Annotated in this window: 22 protein-coding genes and 1 riboswitch; of the genes, 12 read left to right on the forward strand and 10 right to left on the reverse strand. The window is 45.5% G+C overall.

Annotation, left to right across the window (positions count from 1 at the left end):
* The first annotated feature begins 106 nt into the window (after positions 1–106).
* A riboswitch (cyclic di-GMP riboswitch) is annotated at positions 107–191 on the forward strand.
* 27 nt (positions 192–218) lie between these two features.
* Entirely contained in the window at positions 219–374 is a 156-nt protein-coding gene (locus tag MKX34_RS01900) for an anti-repressor SinI family protein (RefSeq protein ID WP_232061118.1), read from the forward strand.
* Positions 375–481: 107 nt separating this feature from the next.
* On the opposite strand, the gene MKX34_RS01905 is transcribed toward MKX34_RS01900, so the two are convergent.
* From MKX34_RS01905 to MKX34_RS01940, 8 genes are all read right to left on the reverse strand, one after another.
* Positions 482–811, reverse strand: a complete 330-nt coding sequence (locus MKX34_RS01905; protein WP_036682795.1) for a helix-turn-helix domain-containing protein — start codon at positions 809–811, stop codon at positions 482–484.
* 169 nt (positions 812–980) lie between these two features.
* Complete coding sequence (locus MKX34_RS01910) at positions 981–1,589, reverse strand: TasA family protein (protein ID WP_036682781.1); 609 nt, start codon at positions 1,587–1,589, stop codon at positions 981–983.
* 90 nt (positions 1,590–1,679) lie between these two features.
* Positions 1,680–2,270 carry a signal peptidase I gene (locus tag MKX34_RS01915; protein WP_076101220.1) on the reverse strand — a complete coding sequence of 197 codons (591 nt, stop codon included), beginning with the start codon at positions 2,268–2,270 and terminating at the stop codon, positions 1,680–1,682.
* A gap of 1 nt (position 2,271) precedes the next feature.
* The gene (locus MKX34_RS01920) at positions 2,272–3,447 is read right to left on the reverse strand and encodes a hypothetical protein (RefSeq protein WP_038568378.1); all 1,176 of its coding nucleotides are present in this window, start codon (positions 3,445–3,447) and stop codon (positions 2,272–2,274) included.
* Positions 3,448–3,826: 379 nt separating this feature from the next.
* The gene (locus MKX34_RS01925; RefSeq protein ID WP_036682775.1) at positions 3,827–4,804 is read right to left on the reverse strand and encodes an aldo/keto reductase; all 978 of its coding nucleotides are present in this window, start codon (positions 4,802–4,804) and stop codon (positions 3,827–3,829) included.
* A gap of 52 nt (positions 4,805–4,856) precedes the next feature.
* A complete protein-coding gene (locus tag MKX34_RS01930; RefSeq protein ID WP_051491260.1) occupies positions 4,857–5,072 on the reverse strand; it encodes a hypothetical protein in 216 nt (71 codons plus the stop codon).
* A gap of 89 nt (positions 5,073–5,161) precedes the next feature.
* A complete protein-coding gene (locus tag MKX34_RS01935) occupies positions 5,162–5,722 on the reverse strand; it encodes a PadR family transcriptional regulator (protein WP_339204290.1) in 561 nt (186 codons plus the stop codon).
* Positions 5,723–5,733: 11 nt separating this feature from the next.
* Positions 5,734–7,254, reverse strand: a complete 1,521-nt coding sequence (locus tag MKX34_RS01940; RefSeq protein ID WP_036682771.1) for an MDR family MFS transporter — start codon at positions 7,252–7,254, stop codon at positions 5,734–5,736.
* Positions 7,255–7,520: 266 nt separating this feature from the next.
* Here MKX34_RS01940 and MKX34_RS01945 point away from each other — a divergent pair, with 266 nt between their 5' ends.
* The 9 genes from MKX34_RS01945 to MKX34_RS01985 all read left to right on the forward strand — a co-directional run bounded on the left by MKX34_RS01945 (position 7,521) and on the right by MKX34_RS01985 (position 15,276).
* Positions 7,521–7,868: a metal-sensitive transcriptional regulator gene (locus tag MKX34_RS01945; protein WP_051491259.1), complete on the forward strand. Its 348-nt coding sequence runs from the start codon at positions 7,521–7,523 to the stop codon at positions 7,866–7,868.
* A gap of 53 nt (positions 7,869–7,921) precedes the next feature.
* The gene (gene copZ / locus MKX34_RS01950; protein ID WP_036682768.1) at positions 7,922–8,122 is read left to right on the forward strand and encodes a copper chaperone CopZ; all 201 of its coding nucleotides are present in this window, start codon (positions 7,922–7,924) and stop codon (positions 8,120–8,122) included.
* A 113-nt stretch (positions 8,123–8,235) separates the two neighbouring features.
* Positions 8,236–10,698 (forward strand): heavy metal translocating P-type ATPase, encoded by a 2,463-nt coding sequence (locus MKX34_RS01955; RefSeq protein ID WP_036682766.1) that lies wholly within the window; start codon positions 8,236–8,238, stop codon positions 10,696–10,698.
* A gap of 31 nt (positions 10,699–10,729) precedes the next feature.
* Positions 10,730–11,482 (forward strand): oxygen-insensitive NADPH nitroreductase, encoded by a 753-nt coding sequence (gene nfsA, locus MKX34_RS01960; RefSeq protein ID WP_076101226.1) that lies wholly within the window; start codon positions 10,730–10,732, stop codon positions 11,480–11,482.
* Positions 11,483–11,677: 195 nt separating this feature from the next.
* Positions 11,678–12,586: an ABC transporter ATP-binding protein gene (locus MKX34_RS01965; RefSeq protein ID WP_076224891.1), complete on the forward strand. Its 909-nt coding sequence runs from the start codon at positions 11,678–11,680 to the stop codon at positions 12,584–12,586.
* Between the two features lie 2 nt (positions 12,587–12,588).
* Positions 12,589–13,323 (forward strand): ABC transporter permease, encoded by a 735-nt coding sequence (locus MKX34_RS01970; protein ID WP_036682760.1) that lies wholly within the window; start codon positions 12,589–12,591, stop codon positions 13,321–13,323.
* 4 nt (positions 13,324–13,327) lie between these two features.
* Positions 13,328–14,482, forward strand: a complete 1,155-nt coding sequence (locus MKX34_RS01975) for a sensor histidine kinase (RefSeq protein ID WP_036682757.1) — start codon at positions 13,328–13,330, stop codon at positions 14,480–14,482.
* Positions 14,479–15,081 carry a response regulator transcription factor gene (locus MKX34_RS01980; RefSeq protein ID WP_076297271.1) on the forward strand — a complete coding sequence of 201 codons (603 nt, stop codon included), beginning with the start codon at positions 14,479–14,481 and terminating at the stop codon, positions 15,079–15,081. Before MKX34_RS01975 ends, MKX34_RS01980 begins: the two co-directional genes overlap by 4 nt.
* A gap of 18 nt (positions 15,082–15,099) precedes the next feature.
* Positions 15,100–15,276: a histidine phosphatase family protein gene (locus tag MKX34_RS01985; protein ID WP_143763766.1), complete on the forward strand. Its 177-nt coding sequence runs from the start codon at positions 15,100–15,102 to the stop codon at positions 15,274–15,276.
* A 533-nt stretch (positions 15,277–15,809) separates the two neighbouring features.
* On the opposite strand, the gene infC is transcribed toward MKX34_RS01985, so the two are convergent.
* Positions 15,810–16,328, reverse strand: a complete 519-nt coding sequence (gene infC, locus MKX34_RS01990) for a translation initiation factor IF-3 (protein WP_076297272.1) — start codon at positions 16,326–16,328, stop codon at positions 15,810–15,812.
* 61 nt (positions 16,329–16,389) lie between these two features.
* Entirely contained in the window at positions 16,390–17,295 is a 906-nt protein-coding gene (locus tag MKX34_RS01995; RefSeq protein WP_036682751.1) for a LysR family transcriptional regulator, read from the reverse strand.
* 110 nt (positions 17,296–17,405) lie between these two features.
* Between MKX34_RS01995 and MKX34_RS02000 the strand changes: the two genes are divergently transcribed.
* Together MKX34_RS02000 and MKX34_RS02005 are read left to right on the forward strand one after the other, a co-directional pair.
* Positions 17,406–17,810, forward strand: coding sequence for a tautomerase family protein (locus tag MKX34_RS02000; protein WP_076297273.1), 405 nt, complete (start codon positions 17,406–17,408; stop codon positions 17,808–17,810).
* Position 17,811: 1 nt separating this feature from the next.
* Positions 17,812–18,141 carry a carboxymuconolactone decarboxylase family protein gene (locus MKX34_RS02005; RefSeq protein ID WP_036682746.1) on the forward strand — a complete coding sequence of 110 codons (330 nt, stop codon included), beginning with the start codon at positions 17,812–17,814 and terminating at the stop codon, positions 18,139–18,141.
* Positions 18,142–18,226 lie beyond the last annotated feature (85 nt).

The raw sequence follows: 18,226 nt of genomic DNA on the forward strand, positions 1-18,226 counted from the left end.
ATAGAAAGTAACCAGGAATCGACACACTTTTCCGCTTTCTTTTTGTATAATGTTATTGCAGATAGTAATATTATAGTTTTTTAAGCAGATCCTTTCGTGAAAAGGGTCCAGTAAAAGGTAAACTTGCCGAAAGGCAGGGGCACAAAGTCGCGGGTCTAAGGTAGAGATACTATGACAGCCGGATTGCCTGGGGACGTAAAATCTTAGGGGGAGATTTTTTGGAAAAGTCCAACCAGGGTAGCAACAGAGAACAGCAGTTTATTGATCTGGATCAAGAGTGGGTACATTTATTATTAGCAGCTAAGAAGGCTGGCATTAAGGCAGATGAAATCCGCCAGTTCTTTCATGAGAAAACTGTGCAGATCGTGCAGTAATACATTAGAGGGGTTACATATCGAAAAAGGGCACAGCGGTTCTTCGCTGTGTCCTTTTTCGATATGATTTAGTAGAAGAGAGGATCGTACCAGATTAGTAGGAAGTATTAATCCTTTTGATCGAGCTTCCATTTCTGATAGTCCAGAAATTCTTTGAATTCGCGTTTGCTAATGCCTGAGTCCATAGCTTCCTGCACCAATCGGAACCATTCCGAATCTAAATGTGATTCCTCTGCATCATTTGGTTCTCCATAGAGTAGGGCATGAATGGATACCTGAAGCGCGTCAGCGATCTTTTCGATAAACTGGATGGATGGATTGGATTGGATGTTTCTCTCCACGTTGCTAAGATACGACTTAGCCACATCTGCTCTGTCCGCAAGCTCAGATAGGGAGAAACCCTTGTCTAGGCGGAGCTGCTGGATACGTTGGCCCATATTCTGTGGCACTATGCTGACGCCCCTCCGTAATTTTTGTTATTAGTATAGCAAATATCAATAAATCGGACAAAGTTTATTGTAAAGAGAAGAGCAGCAATCTGCTTATCCGTGGCCGGATTCAGGATCTGCTGCTCTTCGAGTATTTTATTAAATTACTTTATTGATCTTAGTAGTCTTTTTTCGCACCTTGTTTAGCTACGAAATCCCAAGTCAGTGTTAAGCTATCGCCTTGGAAAATATTTTGATCTTGGTTATTTTCCACAAATTCGAATTGGACGGAGAAGCTGTCATTGGTACCGGCTTTAATACCGGATGCTTCGGTAAAGAGTTGATCCCAACCTGTATTTTTTACGAGATCCGGATGCTGACTTTTTAAAGCAGCAAGTGTAGTCTCATAAACTACATTTTCAGGAGAGACGATAGGTACTCCTTTATCATTATTTCTAAGGAATTTAACTTTAATGAACTCGGCTAAATCCAGGTAGTTATCTCCTTTAGCATCCGTGATTTGAGTCGATGTATTCAGAATGATAGATCCGATATCGAGCGAACCATCGTTTTTCAATTTGAAGGATTTAGTTACAGTATCACCTGGTTTCAGGTTAGGAATATTAACGATGACAGAAGGGTCGGAGTTCAGATCGAGTGTACCCGCTGCGAATGTAGCTGTGCTTTGCGCAGTGTCGCTAAAGTATGCGAAGGTTCCTCCGCCGATTAATGATAAACCCAGTGCTGCAGATGCTACGCCAAGACCCAATGTTTTCTTGATACCCATAATAAAATTCCTCCTCAAATTTGTGTTTGAATTTTTTATAAAATTTATATATTGTATCTTCCGGTTCGTAAGCGGAAGTGGACAATCAACTTAGGGCTGTGTTTCTGTTGGGGACGGTGAGGCTGGCAGTAGGGCAGCATTTTTCTTTTCTAATGCAGCTACAGCCTTCCAAGAGGTATACAGAGCATAGAGCAGAAGCATCAAGCCAGGCACGATCATGAGGACTACACTTCCAGCTTTGGAAACCGCGAAATTCATAGCGTAACCGACATAGGGTACAGTGACCCCGGTATACTGAGCTACAACATTCGCAGAACTGGTAGGGTTCATGTCGGGTGCGTCGTTGTTATCGCCTTTAGTGCGATAAACAGCTTCACCAGTAGCGTTATTGACGGTCGCTTCTACAATCCGGTGAGTAATGAGCAGATTATCTTCGTTCCTAAAGGTGATGACATCGCCTGGTTTGAAACGATTCATATCCCCTCCGGGTTTTAATGCGACAATTGAGCCTGTCTGAATTCCTGGTTCCATCGATCCTGAGAGTACGGTTTTGATCTCATATCCGAAGAAAGCAGGTTCACCACCGGAGGCCTTGGATAACACTACGGCTGCCACCAGCAGAATAAAGATCACAAGCATTAAGCTCGATAAGGTATTATTGATAATTTTTTTAATTCGCATCTTATTCTCCACCTTTCTCAGGTTGAGGGTCCGAAGGAGCTTGGGTTGCTACCGGCGGGGTAGTCGTACTGTCTTCCGCCTTTGGCGTCTCTTGTGGAGCCTCTTGCTGAGGAACATCTTTTGGAATTGTGAGCTCTTCACCAATTTCCGGCTTAACCGGGTCAGTGGCTGGGGCTTCAGGTTGTTCTTTATTTGGGGCTTCCGGAGCAGCTTCACCTGACGTTGGAGGGGTTGCCTCAGCTTTCGCTTTATCCTCGGCTTCTTGTTGCTTTTTCTCCTCAGCCAAACGTTCTTCTTCCTTCTTCGCTTCTTCTTCTTTCTTTGCTTGCTCTTCTTCTAGCCGAGCTTTTTCAAGCTCTTCTAGTTTTTGCTCGCGAGTCTGACTGATCATTTGGAGTTTATCTTGAAGGGTAGTGATACCTGAGGTTGCCGATTCTTTAAGGTTAGTCAATTCGGTATTTAGAGCTTCATAAGTGGAGGTGAGGTCGCTAGAGATCACGCCATCTGGTTGAGTGAAGGTAATCAGGAATGGCAGCGGCTGTGGGAACTCTCCTTCGCGTAATTCAAGTTGTCCATAAACATCACTGGTAACTACCGAAGCGAATGGAAGACCGACATCGTGTATGGAGGTTAGGTAACTAATAACTCCATTTAAGGAAGCATTCAAGGATTCCGAGATCACACCACTTTGATTCAGGCTGCTTTGTAAATCTCTGAAAAATTGCTCATCCTTGATTTCTAGACAGTTTGAATCTAGAGAAGTCATATATCCTCCTATCTGGAAGAGTAAGGCTGCTGCTGCACTTAGCTCATTGTGGATTTGATTCCAAATTTGGCTGTTAGCCGCCAGTTGCTCGTTAACGCTATCTATTTGGGATTGAAGCGCCGCTATTTGCGAAGAAATCTCTTGTGCAGCGACATCAAGCTCTTCCAGCGACATCCCTTCTATTCCCGAAACGTCCGAGTAGTTAGCTGATGAGGAAAAGGGTTGTAGTGATTCTTTTAAAGTGAGCGCTCGATTAACATGTTCTTTGAACTCTGTAAGCAGTGCCTTGATCGAATTCGGAAATACTTCGCAAAAGCTAATCGTGCTAGTGGTTTGCGCAGCAGCTCCAAAGCCTCCATAGGTACCACCAACTTGCTGCGAGGTATATAGAAATAAGACGGAGACAGCCATTCCTGATTGCAGTATACGTAAACCAATTTTCCTGTTTCTTCTAGGTCTTCTCCTTGCTGATCTGGGTCTCAGAGGAATACCTCCCCTCAATGTCTGTTTCTTTGGTTCGTTATTATCGTTCTTTATTAAGAACAACTTCTGTAATGAATCATACATGGAATAAAACAAAAAGAAAACTGCCAATAACGCGCATTTGTACTCTATAAAGAACAAAAATGATAATTTATCTCTAAATAACTCCATTTATCGCTCGATTACTAAATATATTCGCAATAAAGAACGATCTATTAGGGTGATTCGCATAAAAATACCCGGCTCGCAGTAAAAACGCGAGCCGGGTATAAGTGGAGTAATGAAGTTGAGAATATAAATGTATATGTTACGGAAGTTTTGAACCACGTGAACTAACATACAGGTCGTACCATTCCTTACGGCTAAGCTCCAGCTTGTCCGCATCGGCACAGGCAGTAATACGCTTCGGATTCACAGTTCCAATAACAGGCTGAATGGCAGCTGGATGTGTCATTAGCCAAGCCAATACAATAGCTTCGGGTGTTGTTCCTTTTTCATCTGCAAGCTGTTGGACCATAGCTGCTGTTTGGACGATATTCTCCGGTTGATCCTCTAATGAACGCCCGCTAAATAGACCTTGGGCGAGTGGCCCCCAGGCTTGAAGCTGAATGTTCTCCATTCGACAATGTTCAAGGGTTCCCTCAGGAAAGATAATATCCTTCCAGGGTTCACGATTTACACTGATTCCAGCATCCACCCAGCTGATCTTAGCCAAGCTCATATGCAGCTGGTTTACGATAAAAGGTTCATCGCAATAAGTCTGCAGCAGCTTGATCTGAGCGGCGCTCATATTGGAAACCCCGAAATGACGAACCTTACCAGCGGCCTTCAGTTGATGTAATGCGGAGGCTACTTCCTCAGGATCCATTAAGGGATCGGGTCTATGCAATAGAAGAATATCAATGTATTCGGTCCCAAGTCGTGACAATATTCCATCCACGCTGTTCAGAATATGTTGGCCAGAGAAATCAAACGTATTAGTGCTGTCCCCAGGCTCCATTAGCTTAATTCCACATTTAGATTGAATTATGATTTCTTCACGTAGTCCTGGACGATCCTTAAAAATCTGACCGAATACCTTCTCCGCCTTGCCACGAGTGTAAATATCTGCATGATCAAACATGTTGATGCCGATAGAAAGTGCGGCATCGACCGCTTCATGCCCTTGTTTAACATTCTCCGCAGTAATCGGCTCATGGTCCCAGTCACCGCCTAGTCCCATGCAGCCTAAAGCAATGCGGCTTGCGGGAATCCCGCGCTTGTTTAAAGGTAACGCTTTCAACAATGTGATTCCTCCTTGGAAAATATGATTGCGTACTTGTAGTTATTGTACACTCTCAGAAGCCCGTATGGTATTTTTTGTCGCTGGAAGAGCGGTGTTTGGTCTCCTCTTTATTCTTTTCTTCTTGCTTTTCCAGTGTCAAATCTTCCATCGGAATCGGGTCTACATTCTGCTCACTTTCATGAAGATCGAATAGACTTTCTTTCTCTGTTGGATATTGTTCCGGGTGATCCCGTTTGTCACTATTCAGCTGATGTTTTTCTTGGGTCATTTTTACCGCCTCGCCTTCCTTTGAGATTTAATGGATATTGTGCTCGTTAATAAACGTATTTTGACTCCCTTAAACAGAAAAAGAGGCCATTAGGCCTCTAAATTCAACGGTGTCCCTACGTCTTTTAGCTTGCGTGCTACAACATCATCGTATAGGCGCTGCAGCCATTTCAGCTCAGTCAGGGTGTGCTCATATGTACCGTACATTAGATGCAGGGCAGAACGAGGCACGATGGAGATATGCTCCTCGTATACCTGATAAGCCAGATTAACCTGATGTTCTGTTTCCCGGAGGCGTTCCTCGAGCAGCTTCTCAACCTTGCTCTGATCGATATGACGGGACATAGCCAGGGCCATATACATCGGATGATAGAAGGGTTCGTTTTTCTTAATTTGTTGCAGGATAAGCTGTTCGAATAAAGCTTTACCTTGCTCCGTTATGGCATAGATTGTTTTGTCCGGCCGATCACTGCTGCGGATGATCTCTAAAGCTTCTATATAACCATCTTGTGCAAGCTTATCCACAGCATAATAGAGTGATCCCATCTGCAGCTTGGTGATCCGGTCCATGGAACGTTCCTTCATCACTAATGTGATTTCATAGGGATGCATGTTCCGCTCCAGCAGTAAACCTAAAATGGCTAATTTCATGGACATAATGGTTACCTTTTGCCCTCTGACGCCTGAACAGCTTTAGCAGGAATGGTAAGACGGTCTTTTGGCATGAGCAGTACAAAGACTAGACCGAGCACTGCAGGAATCAAGGCCCACATAAAGGTTTGTGCAATAGAGGTGGATAACGCACTTGATATTTTCTCTAATATTTCAGCAGGGATCTTCGCTCTTGCTTCAGGTGTTAACGCAGCGCGTGGATCTCCGAAGGCTGCTGACTGTTCACTACCGCCAAAAGCATCGCTAAGACTGTTAGTAAAGCTATTCCGCTGAATAATCCCGAAGATCGTAATTCCCAGCGTCATTCCAAGGGAGCGCATGAAGGTACTGGTTGATGTTGCCGACCCCCGTTGGCGCATATCGAAATTATGAATAGCTGCCATGCTCAGCACGGAGAAGGAAAAGCCTACGCCGAACCCAGTCAGAGCCATAAATACATTAAGCATGAGGCGGGAGGTATCTGGTGATAAAGTGCTTAGGCTGTAGACCCCTGCGACAAAGCAGACTGCGGATAGGATCATAATGTTGCGGAAGCTGGTTTTTGTTGTAAGCAGTCCCCCGGTCTGACTGCCAACGACCGTACCGATCATCATCGGCATAAGGATCAGCCCTGAGTTCGTAGCTGAGCCGCCAAATACACCCTGCACAAAGATAGGGATATAAATAGTAGCTACGATAAAAGCAGAACCATAAAATAAGCTGGTCACGCTGCTTGTTGCAAACAACCGTTTGCGGAACATAGCGAACGAGATCACAGGTTCAGCAGCTACTCTCTCAATAAGGATAAACGCCAGCAAGAGAACAGCAAAACCTACGAATAAGCCAAGGATGGCACTGGAATCCCAAGCATATTGATTACCACCAAGTTCCAGAGCGAACATTAGGCAGATAATCGCGCCAACCAGAGTGAAGGCTCCGCCCCAGTCAATGCGCTGTTTAGCGTGGGAGATCGACTCCTTATAAGAAGTTGCAATCAGGAACAGTGCAATAATTCCTAGCGGCAGGTTAATGTAGAATACCCACTGCCAACCAACATAGTCGGTAATATAGGCACCGAGTAAAGGTCCAAGTACACTGGAAATTCCGAAGACGGCTCCAAAGAGACCGGTCAATTTCCCTCTTTTTTCAGGCGGGTAAATGTCGAAAACGATGGTGAAGGCGATTGGCATTAGTGCACCGCCGCCGATCCCTTGAATGGCACGGTAAATGCTGAGCTGTGTGATACTGGTGGCAGTACCGCACAGAGCCGAGCCAATCAGGAATACAATCAATCCGAAAATGAAGAAACGTTTACGTCCATACATATCAGAGAGCTTGCCGAAGATAGGGGTTCCGGCCATTACCATTACCATGTAAGCGGAGGTGACCCATACGATTTTATCCAGACCGCCAAGATCTGAGACTATCGTTCCCATAGCTGAAGCTACAATGGTATTGTCCATTGCGGACATAAGAATACCAAGCAGCAGGCCAACCACTACGAGTTTAAGATTACTTTCTTTAGTATGCATGCTTCGCAGCTCCTTTTTCTTAATAGTGATAGTGATAGTTCTGTTCGAAAAATGTTCATAATTAGAAGCAAAATTTATTATATTCAAATTTGAATAGGGAGGCAATAGTTTTTTTTAAAAAATAGAGATGTATAGCCAACCGTAGAAGAATACGGCGGTAATATAGGGACAAACTACCAGTGGAGATCATCTGTGGATGAATTAGGAATGCCTCTTGACATACCCTGCGGGGGTATATTATATTATAACCAAGGAGGCTGATTCTTATGTCTACTGCCAAGAAAGAGCAAGCAGCAGAATCCTGCGACATAAATTGTCATTCTTCATCATCAGGAGAACGAAAAAGTCATCATTCGGCAGAATTCAAGAATAACTTGAATACGCGCCTCAACCGGATTGAAGGCCAGATCCGCGGGGTAAAGGGTATGATTGAGCGGGATACCTATTGTGATGATGTGCTCAACCAGCTCGCAGCGGTACAGGCGGCGTTAAATGGTGTCGGTAAGTTGCTGCTAGAAGGGCATATGAAAAGTTGCATTGTTGAGCGAATCGAAGCTGGTGAACATGAGGTTATCGACGAGCTCCTAATTACGGTTAACAAATTAATGAAATAATAAGCTAATGCTTCTAGAGCATAGCTTCACAACATTTATTGGAGGTTATATTAATGTCAAACGCTACATTAAACGTTGAAGGAATGTCTTGTGGTCACTGTGTTAACTCCGTAGAGAAAGCCGTAGGCAATCTTGGAGCCACAGCTAAAGTTGATCTTGCTGCTAAGAAAGTTTCCGTCGAGTATGATGAGAACAAAGTAAGCCTTGGCGCGATTAAAGAAGCGATTGAAGATCAAGGGTATGACGTAGTTTAGTTTGAAGCACAGTAATAAGGCTTGGAGTGATATGGGGAAGCAACCCGAAGCTCCAATGCCTTTTCTTTTAGAAATTATCATACCCTATAGGGGTATGTGGAGGCGTGGAAATCATGGATAAAACCAAAACAACAGCTTCACCAAACGAACAGCAGGCAACTGTACAGATTACAGGGATGACTTGTTCCGCTTGTGCAACCCGGATTGAGAAAGGTTTGTCCCGAATGGACGGCGTATCTCGTGCGAATGTGAATCTAGCCTTGGAACAGGCTACTGTTGGATTTGATCCGACAGTATCAGGGTTGCCACAAATTGAAGATAAAATCCGTTCTCTTGGTTATGACACTATTAAAGAATCTGCGGATTTTGATATATCGGGGATGACCTGTGCTGCTTGTTCCTCACGGATTGAAAAAGTGTTGAGCCGTACACCGGGCATAGCAGCAGTTAATGTGAATTTGGCGCTGGAAACAGCACATGTAGAATATACACCCGGTAATATCAGTCCAAGGGAGATCATGGAGAAGGTAAGCAGTATCGGCTATAAAGCTTCTCTTAAAGAAGACCGCAAGGATCATGTGGATCGTCGTGGAAAAGAAATTCAGCATAAAAAGTGGAAATGGATCATTTCTGCAATTCTTTCGTTCCCATTGTTATGGGCGATGGCGGGTCATTTCTCCTTCACCGGCTGGATTCCAACACCGGATATATTTATGAATCCTTGGTTCCAGCTTGTTCTGGCTACCCCTGTGCAATTTATCATCGGTTGGCAGTTCTACGTCGGTGCTTATAAAGCCCTTCGTAACCGGAGTGCCAATATGGATGTGTTGGTCGTATTAGGGACGTCAGCAGCTTATTTCTACAGTCTTTATCTGACCATTGATTCCTTAAGCATGAAGGGAATGAATCATACTGTAGAAATGTATTATGAGACGAGTGCTGTACTCATTACCCTTATCCTCGTCGGTAAATGGTTTGAGGCGCTGGCGAAAGGCCGTTCCTCTGACGCAATCAAAAGCTTAATGGGTCTTCAGGCAAAAACCGCCCTCGTAATTCGGGATGGGCAAGAAATGAATATCCCGACAGATGAAGTCATTCCTGGCGATATTGTATTGGTGAAGCCCGGTACTAAGGTGCCTGTGGATGGCGAAGTTGTCGAGGGATCTTCTTCTGTGGATGAGTCGATGTTGACCGGGGAAAGTATTCCTGTGGAGAAAAAACCAGGGGATACCGTGATCGGTGCCACTATGAATAAGAATGGTATCTTGAGAATCAAAGCAAATAAAGTGGGTCGCGACACTGCGCTGGCTCAAATTATCCGAGTAGTGGAGGAAGCTCAAGGCTCCAAAGCTCCGATTCAACGGATTGCCGATGTAATCTCAGGGATTTTTGTGCCGATTGTTGTGGGTATTGCTGTGATAACGTTTCTGATCTGGTATTTCTGGGCAGCCCCTGGCCAGTTCGCTGATGCCCTCGAAAAAGCTATTGCAGTGCTCGTAATCGCTTGTCCATGTGCGCTAGGTCTGGCAACGCCAACCTCCATTATGGCAGGATCGGGCCGGGCAGCAGAGCTTGGAATCCTCTTCAAGGGTGGGGAGCATTTAGAGGGAGCGCAAGGGATCCAGACCGTTGTGCTAGATAAAACAGGTACAGTGACGAATGGTAAACCCGTGCTTACCGATGTTGTGACTACTACTGGAATTGCAGCTTATGGAAAAGAAAACGCGGAAAACCGTTTGTTAGCTTTAACTGCAGCCGCCGAAAAGCTATCAGAGCATCCACTTGCGGAAGCTATTGTTGCTGGCGCCGCTGATAGAGGTTTGGCTTTGCCTACTGCTGAGCAGTTTGATAATGTGCCCGGACGTGGAATTATGGCGGTTATCTCTGATCAGCAGGTTATGGTAGGCACACGGCGGATGATGGAAGATCATCAGCTCGATATCACAGAATGGACTCCAATTATGAAGAAGCTCGAGGAGTCGGGAAAGACCGCTATGCTAGTAGCGGTAGAGGGAGAAATCGCTGGGATTGTGGCCGTTGCTGATACGATTAAACCGACCTCAAAAGCGGCTGTAGCCGCGCTTCATGATATGGGTATTGAAGTCGTTATGATCACTGGTGACAATAAAATCACAGCTGAGGCTATTGCGAAGCAGGCAGGGATCGAAAAAGTGTTAGCAGAGGTTCTGCCAGAGGGCAAAGCTGAAGAGGTACGCAAGCTCCAGCAAAATGGAACTAAGGTTGCCATGGTTGGGGATGGGATCAACGATGCTCCGGCACTGGCTACTGCCGATACGGGTATGGCGATTGGGACAGGAACGGATGTAGCTATGGAAGCAGCAGATATTACGCTGATGCGCGGGGATTTGAAGAGTATTCCTGATGCGATTATGATGAGCCGCAAAACGATGAGAAATATTAAACAAAATTTGTTCTGGGCGCTTGCTTACAATACAATAGGAATACCGATTGCTGCACTTGGGTTTCTAGCCCCATGGCTGGCAGGAGCTGCGATGGCATTTAGCTCCGTGTCTGTTGTCTTGAATGCACTTCGGCTACAGCGGGTAAAGCTGTAATATCACCATCACTATTTAGGGAGTGGCCACAGTGCAAGTAAATAACGATACAATTTCTCTGTTAATGAAACATGCCTCTGTCCGCAAGTTTCAGGATAAGCCAGTAAGTGAAGATCAGCTTAGCGCTATTATTGGAGCAGCTCAGATGGCTTCAACCTCAAGCAATGTTCAGGCCTATAGTGTTATTGCAGTTACTGACCCGGCACTAAAGACGGAGCTTGCGGGATTAGCGGGCAATCAGGCTTATATAGAACAATGCCCAGTGTTTTTGGTCTGGTGCGCTGATCTGTATCGGCTGCGCGAGGTGACGAAACCTCATTTGCAGGGAGAGACTTCTTATGAAGATTCTGCTGAGAACCTGATTGTAGCTACCGTTGATGTTGCGCTTGCCGCACAGAATGCTGCAGTGGCTGCGGAATCACTAGGACTTGGAATTGTATATATCGGTGGAATCCGTAACCGGATCGCGGAGGTATCGGAATTGCTGGGACTGCCTGAATTGGTCTACCCGATATTTGGGATGTGTGTGGGTTATCCTGACGGAGCTTCGGGCCTGCGTCCGCGGCTTCCACTAGAGGCTGTTCTGCATCGTAATCGCTACAATGCGGAAACCACTGTGGAGCAGGTCAAAACTTACGATAAAGTCTCCTCAGACTATATGCGTGAGCGGACCCACGGCGCCAAAGACACCCCTTGGTCGGCCATTATGGCGGAGCGATTGGCACAGCCAGCACGGCTGCATATGAAGGAGTTCCTGCTGGAAAAAGGATTCCTTCGAAGATAACTAAACTTTCTTCACCTAAAGAGGCTGCCTTATTAGTAGTTCATTCTACTGATAGGGCAGCCTCTCTTTTTTATTCGGAGCCAGGAAGGTGACAGTTGTCATCTTAAAGAAATGACAGTCCATACTAATGTCATGTCTTCTTTTTCCATATGATTGAAATAGATCAAACGCATTCGGAAGCGGAGGGATTACGTTATGGATAATATTATAGAAATGCACGGGGTCAGCAAAATATATAAGGATAAAAAGGCCGTAGATAATATCACCTTTAACATTGCTAAAGGTTCGATTACAGCTATTCTGGGACCGAACGGAGCGGGTAAAACAACGGCATTAGGCATGCTGCTGGGGCTAATAGAGCCTACCGAGGGTACAGTGGAGTTGTTCGGGCATCATCCGAAGGATAAAGCAGTACGTGAAAAGACTGGAGCGATGCTGCAGGAAGTAAGTGTAATGGATCGGCTAAAGGTGCGGGAGATCATTGATCTGATCCGCAGCTATTATCCAAAGTCTATGGATATGGAGTTTCTAATTAAGGCTACTGGACTTGCGCCAGCCGATTTGAATAGATACGCCGAGAAGCTCTCGGGCGGTCAAAAGCGTAGTTTGGGCTTTGCGCTAGCCCTCGCGGGTAATCCGGAGCTGATCTTTTTCGATGAACCTACAGTCGGACTTGATATTACTTCCCGGCGGCGGTTCTGGGAAACGGTTCGTGGACTTGCGGAGCAAGGAAAAACGATTGTGTTCACGACCCATTATTTGCAGGAAGCAGAAGATATCGCGGATCGTATTCTGTTATTCAGTAAAGGCCACTTAGTTGCGGACGGAAGTCCAGATGAGATTAAATCGCGGATTGTGAAGCGTTCCGTGTCCTTCCTGCCTGTGGGTGATCGCTCGCAATTGCGCAGCAACCTGCTAGACCTAGCTGCTATAGAGGATTGTTATGAAAAAGATGGCCGCATTCATGTGACCACAGAGGATACAGATGAGGCGCTTAAAGCGATTTTTGTGGCTGGACTTCCCGTGAAGGATGTTCGAATTGATCAGGGACGTTTGGATGAGGCTTTTGAACAATTGACCATGAACCAAGAGGAGGCTGTCTAACCATGAGACTAATTACTGTACAGTGTAAAGCAGAAATGCTGCGGATCATCCGTAATCCCTATTATGTGTTCTGGTCTTTGCTCATGCCCATCATGTTCTATTTCATCTTCACCCGGGTGGTCAATACAGGTAGCGATGACCTAACGTGGCGTGCTCATTATTTAATGTCTATGGCGACCTTCAGTGTAATGGGCTCAGCCATTATGACGCTTGGCATCCGGTTGGTGCAAGAGCGAACACAAGGCTGGACCACCTTTATTCGGATTACACCGCTGCCGGGTTCGATCTATTTTTTCGGAAAAATGTTCGGACAGACGATGATGCATCTGTTTTCAGTCATTTGTATTTTTATCGCAGGCTATTTAATCAATGGCGTCTCTTTATCCGCAGGTCAATGGGTACTTAGCGGGCTGTGGATCCTGATCGGTTCTCTACCATTTTTAGCGATTGGTACGCTTGTAGGTGCTATGAAACGGGTGGATACAGCCAGTGGAGTCAGCAACGTGATTTATATGGCTCTTGCTGTAGCAGGGGGCATGTGGATGCCGATTGAGATTCTGCCACGATTAATGCAGCGGATTGGTCATTGGTTGCCTTCCTATAACTATGGGAATGGAGCCTGGGAGATCGTTCGTGGATCAGCTCCGACGTGGAGTAATGTCTTGATTTTGCTCGGATATTTGGTAGTTTTTATGTTACTATCGGTCTATATTCGAAAAAAACAGGAAGCGGTGTGAATGAATGGCTGAGCGTGCGAAGTTCCGGTTATTTCCACAAAAACAGGGGTTTTTCCCTTTTGTATGGGCTGTTTATCTGGTTTTGCCCATCCTGAATTTGCGCGGGGAGACTGGAATGAAGCTCATTCTGGGCGGGATTATGATAGCGGTATTTGCCCTCAGCTATCGCCAGCTGTATTGGGTGCGGGGTGGAGTGTTTAATGTTTGGTTAATTATTCAAATGTTGATCATCGTGGTGCTTAGTGTGTTCTATACCCCCTATAATCTGTACATGGGCTTTTTCACCGCAAATTTTATCGCATATTATACGGAGAATAAAGGTTTCAAAATTGCATTTACTTCTTTTGTGATCATGATCCTTTCGGTGCTGGTCTTAGTGGGTCGTGGGATGGAGTGGGGAAGTGTGATATTTTTAGCTCCGTTTATTGTTATTATGTTGATTAGTCCGTTCGGAGTGAGGTCCATGAATCGGAATCAGAAGCTGGAGAAAGAGCTGGATCAAGCGAATGAGGTAATTAAAGAGCTGGTGAAGCGTGAGGAACGAATGCGAATCGCCCGTGACCTGCATGATACCCTTGGCCATACCTTGTCCTTGATTACGTTAAAGAGCCAACTCGTAGAGAAGCTGGTGACGAAAAATACGGAGCGAGCCCAAGAGGAAGCGCGGGAAATCCAGCGCACTTCACGGGCTGCGCTCCGTCAAGTGCGTGAGCTAGTGTCGGAAATGCGTGCGGTCTCAGTAGCAGAGGAACTGGCTGAAGCTGGAGAGATGCTGCGGACGGCAGAGATCGCCTTAGAAGTGGAAGGGGATATCTCTCTGGAGGGGGTATCCGACCTGACGCAAAATATCCTCAGCCTCTGTATCAAAGAAGCGGTGACTAATATCGTGAAGCATAGCAGAGCGGATAAATGCTTCATAGGAGTGGCAAAGCTGGCTGGAGAAGTGCGAATTACCGTTAAAGATAACGGTATTGGCCTACAGCACGGGGAGAAAGGGAACGGCGGGCTTAACGATGGAAATGGCATGAAGGGGATGGCGGAGCGCCTATCCCTGATTGATGGCTCCCTGTCGCTAAGCTCAGCTGAGGGTCAGGGAGCTAAGCTGATCGTTGCCATCCCGCTAATCGTAAAAGATGCACAAGGGGGTGAGACTGCATGATAAGCATTGTTATAGCGGAGGATCAACGTCTGCTTCGGGGAGCGATGGCTTCTTTGCTGGATCTTGAAGACGATATCGAAGTAGTCGGAGAAGCTTGTGATGGGGCGGAGGTTTTAGCTTTAATCGACAAGCTTCAGCCGGATGTCTGTCTCATGGACATTGAAATGCCGTTCAAGAGCGGGCTGGAGGTTGCAGAAATATTGCGGAGTAAGGGGTGTCCGACCCGTATTATTATTTTGACTACCTTTGCCCGTCCGGGATATTTTGAGCGTGGAGTAAAGGCTGGTATTCAAGGGTATTTGTTGAAGGACGAGCCTGTAGATAAGCTAGCTGAATCTATTCGTCGTGTCATGGCTGGACATCGGGAGGTATCTCCGGAGTTAGTCTTTGGCAGTTTGCGGGAGGAGAATCCATTAACAGCACGGGAGCGAGAGATTTTAAAACTGGCTGGAGAAGGGCAAACCGCGAGCGAGATAGCCTTTTCGCTGCATCTGTCTTACGGCACTGTCCGCAATTACATCTCTGAAATACTCAACAAGCTGGAAGTGAAAAGCCGGATTGAGGCGGTACGGCTGGCGGAAGAAAAAGGCTGGATTTGAGGGGAGAAGGGTATTGTTATGCAAATATTTCTGATTCGTCATGGTGATCCGGACTATTCCATAGATAATCTAACGGAATTCGGGCATCAGGAAGCAGCAGCGGCATTGGGAAAACGCATGGCATCTATCGGTCTGGATGAATTATATGCTTCACCATTGGGGTATGAACTATCGCCCAAGGGGATTAATGGGTAATCATGTTTAAGGTGACTGATTAAGAGCGAGCTAGGATATTGTCTATGAAGTGAAAGGCCATCCCGCAGAGGATGGCCTTTTTTTTAAATACAACAAGAACGTATAAGTTCGGCACGATACATTATCCTTCTATTTCTCGCATAAGCGCTTACCGTTCTTTAGGGACATCGAAGGCATTTTTGCTTGCATATAAGAATCGTGCCCCTTGCCCAGTTCCTGATTTCCACTTGCTATTGTACTAACGGACTTAGATGCAGCTATTTGTACATTTTAAGCCTTTTGGAGGAAGTTGTGGACTCGAGAGATCTTATTTTCCATAAATGGAGGGAATATCGTGCTATTTTAGTGATATAAAGTCTCTGAAGTCCGTTAGCATCCCAGAACAGCGAAATAGTTACGAATAAGGGCTGTGGTGTCCGAACGCAATTCTGAATTCTGCTCGCAATAAAGCTACATTGGCAGATAGCAGCAGCTTTTCATGAAATGGTCGACTCATTTTAGTTTTGAGCCTACTCTATCTGAAATTCCACTCTTCACCGTGGATTTAATTTCACCTGTGAACCTTTGCCGCCTGTCTGTATGCCCGTTTCCTTCGTTCCAACTTCCTTCAAGTCAGTCACTAGTCGCTCCAATACGGCCTTGGAGGCAGCCGCTTCTTTGGCGCCGGATGCCTTCACGACTAATTGCACCGGCTTGCCGGAGCGGAGATGCTTATCAGCCTGACGGAGCTTAGTATCGTAGTCGTGCTCTTCAATATGAGCAGTAAAGCGGAGTTCTTTGACCTTCTCCTTGCTGCCGCCCTTTGCAGCTGAACCCCCACTGGCCTTGCGTGCTGAGGCTGCTTCTTTCTGCGCGGCCGCTTTTGCTTTGCCTTTTGCAGTTAGGCTGCAGGGCAGTGGGCTGCTCATTAGCGAGGTGCATACCAGATCAGCACCTGCTGATCTGGCCATGGCCAGCGCCTCTTCCCGGGAGACGATACCCAGCTTCTCACCCCTAAGTCCTGTAAGGACTACTTCGGATGCTCTGATTTGTTCATTGATTAATACTGCCACTTCTATGAATCCTCCCCTGATAACGATGATAAAGCTATCATATATGGAACTAGCTTGAGGTTCAAATGTGGAGCGTAGGATTAGCGTTACTAATCCTCTCAATTTCTTCTTTTATGATTTTTAGGATTAGTTTTTTAGATGATGTTGCTAGATATTCTCGGTTGCGCCGCTGCAATATACCTACTTGTATGAACGGTTCGCTTAGTGCAACATCTATTTTTACGATATCTGTCATTAAAGCTGTCGAATCAAGCACTACCCCTACCCCAGGGTTCTTTCTTACAAAATGAGGAATAGCAGAAATTTGGCTTATGGTGGATAAAGTGGGCTTTGATTCGAATCTCGAAAATTGCTTAGCTAACCGAAGGTAATATAAGCAAGTGCGCCCTCCAGCTATAATTGGATATTCAAGAATTTCTCGAAATGAAATATCGTCTCGTCCGCTTAAAGGATGATTTTCATCTACTATAAAAGCGATTTTCTCGTGATAGAGCGGTTCGAAATAAATGAAAGACAGGTCGGACGGCTCACCGCAGATGGCGAAATCCAGCTCACTTTGGAGGACAAGCTGTGAGAGGGAATCAGTGTTACCCTGAATGAAGTTACATGCCATCTTTGGTTTTTGCTCCTGAAACTTTCGCAAGGCGTTCGGTAGGACGGATTCCATCATGGATTCAATGCCTCCGATATGAAGTGTGCCAATTTCGTCATGCTGTAAAGCTTTGGTGAGTTCTGATACATAGTTCCAGTGTTGAATAAGGTTATCGATTTCCGCTGCAAAAACTTGCCCAGCACTTGTCAGTTCTACTTCCCAGCCTCTGTGAAAGAGTTGTATGCCCAGTTCTTTTTCAAGTCGTTGAATTTGGTTGGTAATGGTAGACTGCGCATAATTCAACTTCTCGGCAGCGCGTGAGAAAGTGCCTTCTTGAAGAATGGTCTTAAAAGCCATCAGTTCTTTTAGATCCATCGATTGTCACCTCTATCGGTATAATTGATTAAGATTATTATCTTATTCAATTATATAAATCAAAATACTGAGAGTACAATAAAAGAATTCCAAAGAAGGAGTGAATTAAAATGCCTTTCATTAGAGTCAGTTATCTGGAGCAACAATACGACATTCATCAGCTAGAAGGAATATGCAGAGCGATTATGAGCGCGTTAATTCAGCATTTCCATGTACCGGAGGATGATATGTTTCAGGTTTTTCATGCGCATAAAGCGGGGGAATATTTTTATAGTAAAGATTATTCAAATATTGAACGAAGCGACGGACTGATATATATCCAAGTTACGCTAAAATCCGGAAGATCAACGGAACAGAAGAAAAGCTTTTACGCGAGGCTAGCCGAGGAATTATCGATGACGCTAAACATCAGAAAAGAAGATATATTCATTGTGCTCGTCGATACGGAATTCGAAGATTGGTCGTTTGGTAACGGTGTTGCTCAAATGCTACAACCTCCGGTTAGGGAGGCGTAATATGGCGCATCAGAAAATCGCCACAAATGTACGGGAATCGTTAGGCGAGTTCGCTCCGGCATTCGTCGAATACTCGGAAAATGTGTTGTTTGGGGACTTATGGAGACGTGAGCAATTATCACTTCGGGATCGTAGCATGATTACGATTTCTGCCTTGGTGATGGGGGGCATGACGGAACAACTCCCCTATCATCTGCGCTTGGCTTTAGAGAACGGCTTACAACTTGAAGAAATCGTGGAGGCTATCACCCACCTTTCTTTTTATGTAGGTTGGCCGCGAGCCTCTTCAGCTCTAGAGGTTGCAAAGGATGTAATAGGAAAAAATAAATAACGTCTAACTTTTCAATCCCATCCGTAACCTTTAGGAACTTCATTGGCACTTGTATATAATACGGAAGAAGGGAGCGGGGGAGAAA

Origin of the sequence: Paenibacillus sp. FSL R5-0636, from assembly GCF_037974255.1 — a bacterium.
In the GTDB taxonomy this organism is placed as follows: domain Bacteria; phylum Bacillota; class Bacilli; order Paenibacillales; family Paenibacillaceae; genus Paenibacillus_AQ; species Paenibacillus_AQ odorifer.

Coding starts and splice junctions, on each gene's coding strand:
- MKX34_RS01905 (WP_036682795.1), bottom strand. CDS start 811: ATGGGCCAACGTATCCAGCAGCTCCGCCTAGACAAGGGTTTCTCCCTA.
- MKX34_RS01910 (WP_036682781.1), bottom strand. CDS start 1,589: ATGGGTATCAAGAAAACATTGGGTCTTGGCGTAGCATCTGCAGCACTG.
- MKX34_RS01915 (WP_076101220.1), bottom strand. CDS start 2,270: ATGCGAATTAAAAAAATTATCAATAATACCTTATCGAGCTTAATGCTT.
- MKX34_RS01920 (WP_038568378.1), bottom strand. CDS start 3,447: ATGGCTGTCTCCGTCTTATTTCTATATACCTCGCAGCAAGTTGGTGGT.
- MKX34_RS01930 (WP_051491260.1), bottom strand. CDS start 5,072: ATGACCCAAGAAAAACATCAGCTGAATAGTGACAAACGGGATCACCCG.
- MKX34_RS01935 (WP_339204290.1), bottom strand. CDS start 5,722: ATGAAATTAGCCATTTTAGGTTTACTGCTGGAGCGGAACATGCATCCC.
- MKX34_RS01940 (WP_036682771.1), bottom strand. CDS start 7,254: ATGCATACTAAAGAAAGTAATCTTAAACTCGTAGTGGTTGGCCTGCTG.
- MKX34_RS01945 (WP_051491259.1), top strand. CDS start 7,521: ATGTCTACTGCCAAGAAAGAGCAAGCAGCAGAATCCTGCGACATAAAT.
- copZ (WP_036682768.1), top strand. CDS start 7,922: ATGTCAAACGCTACATTAAACGTTGAAGGAATGTCTTGTGGTCACTGT.
- MKX34_RS01955 (WP_036682766.1), top strand. CDS start 8,236: ATGGATAAAACCAAAACAACAGCTTCACCAAACGAACAGCAGGCAACT.
- MKX34_RS01965 (WP_076224891.1), top strand. CDS start 11,678: ATGGATAATATTATAGAAATGCACGGGGTCAGCAAAATATATAAGGAT.
- MKX34_RS01970 (WP_036682760.1), top strand. CDS start 12,589: ATGAGACTAATTACTGTACAGTGTAAAGCAGAAATGCTGCGGATCATC.
- MKX34_RS01975 (WP_036682757.1), top strand. CDS start 13,328: ATGGCTGAGCGTGCGAAGTTCCGGTTATTTCCACAAAAACAGGGGTTT.
- MKX34_RS01980 (WP_076297271.1), top strand. CDS start 14,479: ATGATAAGCATTGTTATAGCGGAGGATCAACGTCTGCTTCGGGGAGCG.
- MKX34_RS01985 (WP_143763766.1), top strand. CDS start 15,100: ATGCAAATATTTCTGATTCGTCATGGTGATCCGGACTATTCCATAGAT.
- MKX34_RS01995 (WP_036682751.1), bottom strand. CDS start 17,295: ATGGATCTAAAAGAACTGATGGCTTTTAAGACCATTCTTCAAGAAGGC.
- MKX34_RS02000 (WP_076297273.1), top strand. CDS start 17,406: ATGCCTTTCATTAGAGTCAGTTATCTGGAGCAACAATACGACATTCAT.
- MKX34_RS02005 (WP_036682746.1), top strand. CDS start 17,812: ATGGCGCATCAGAAAATCGCCACAAATGTACGGGAATCGTTAGGCGAG.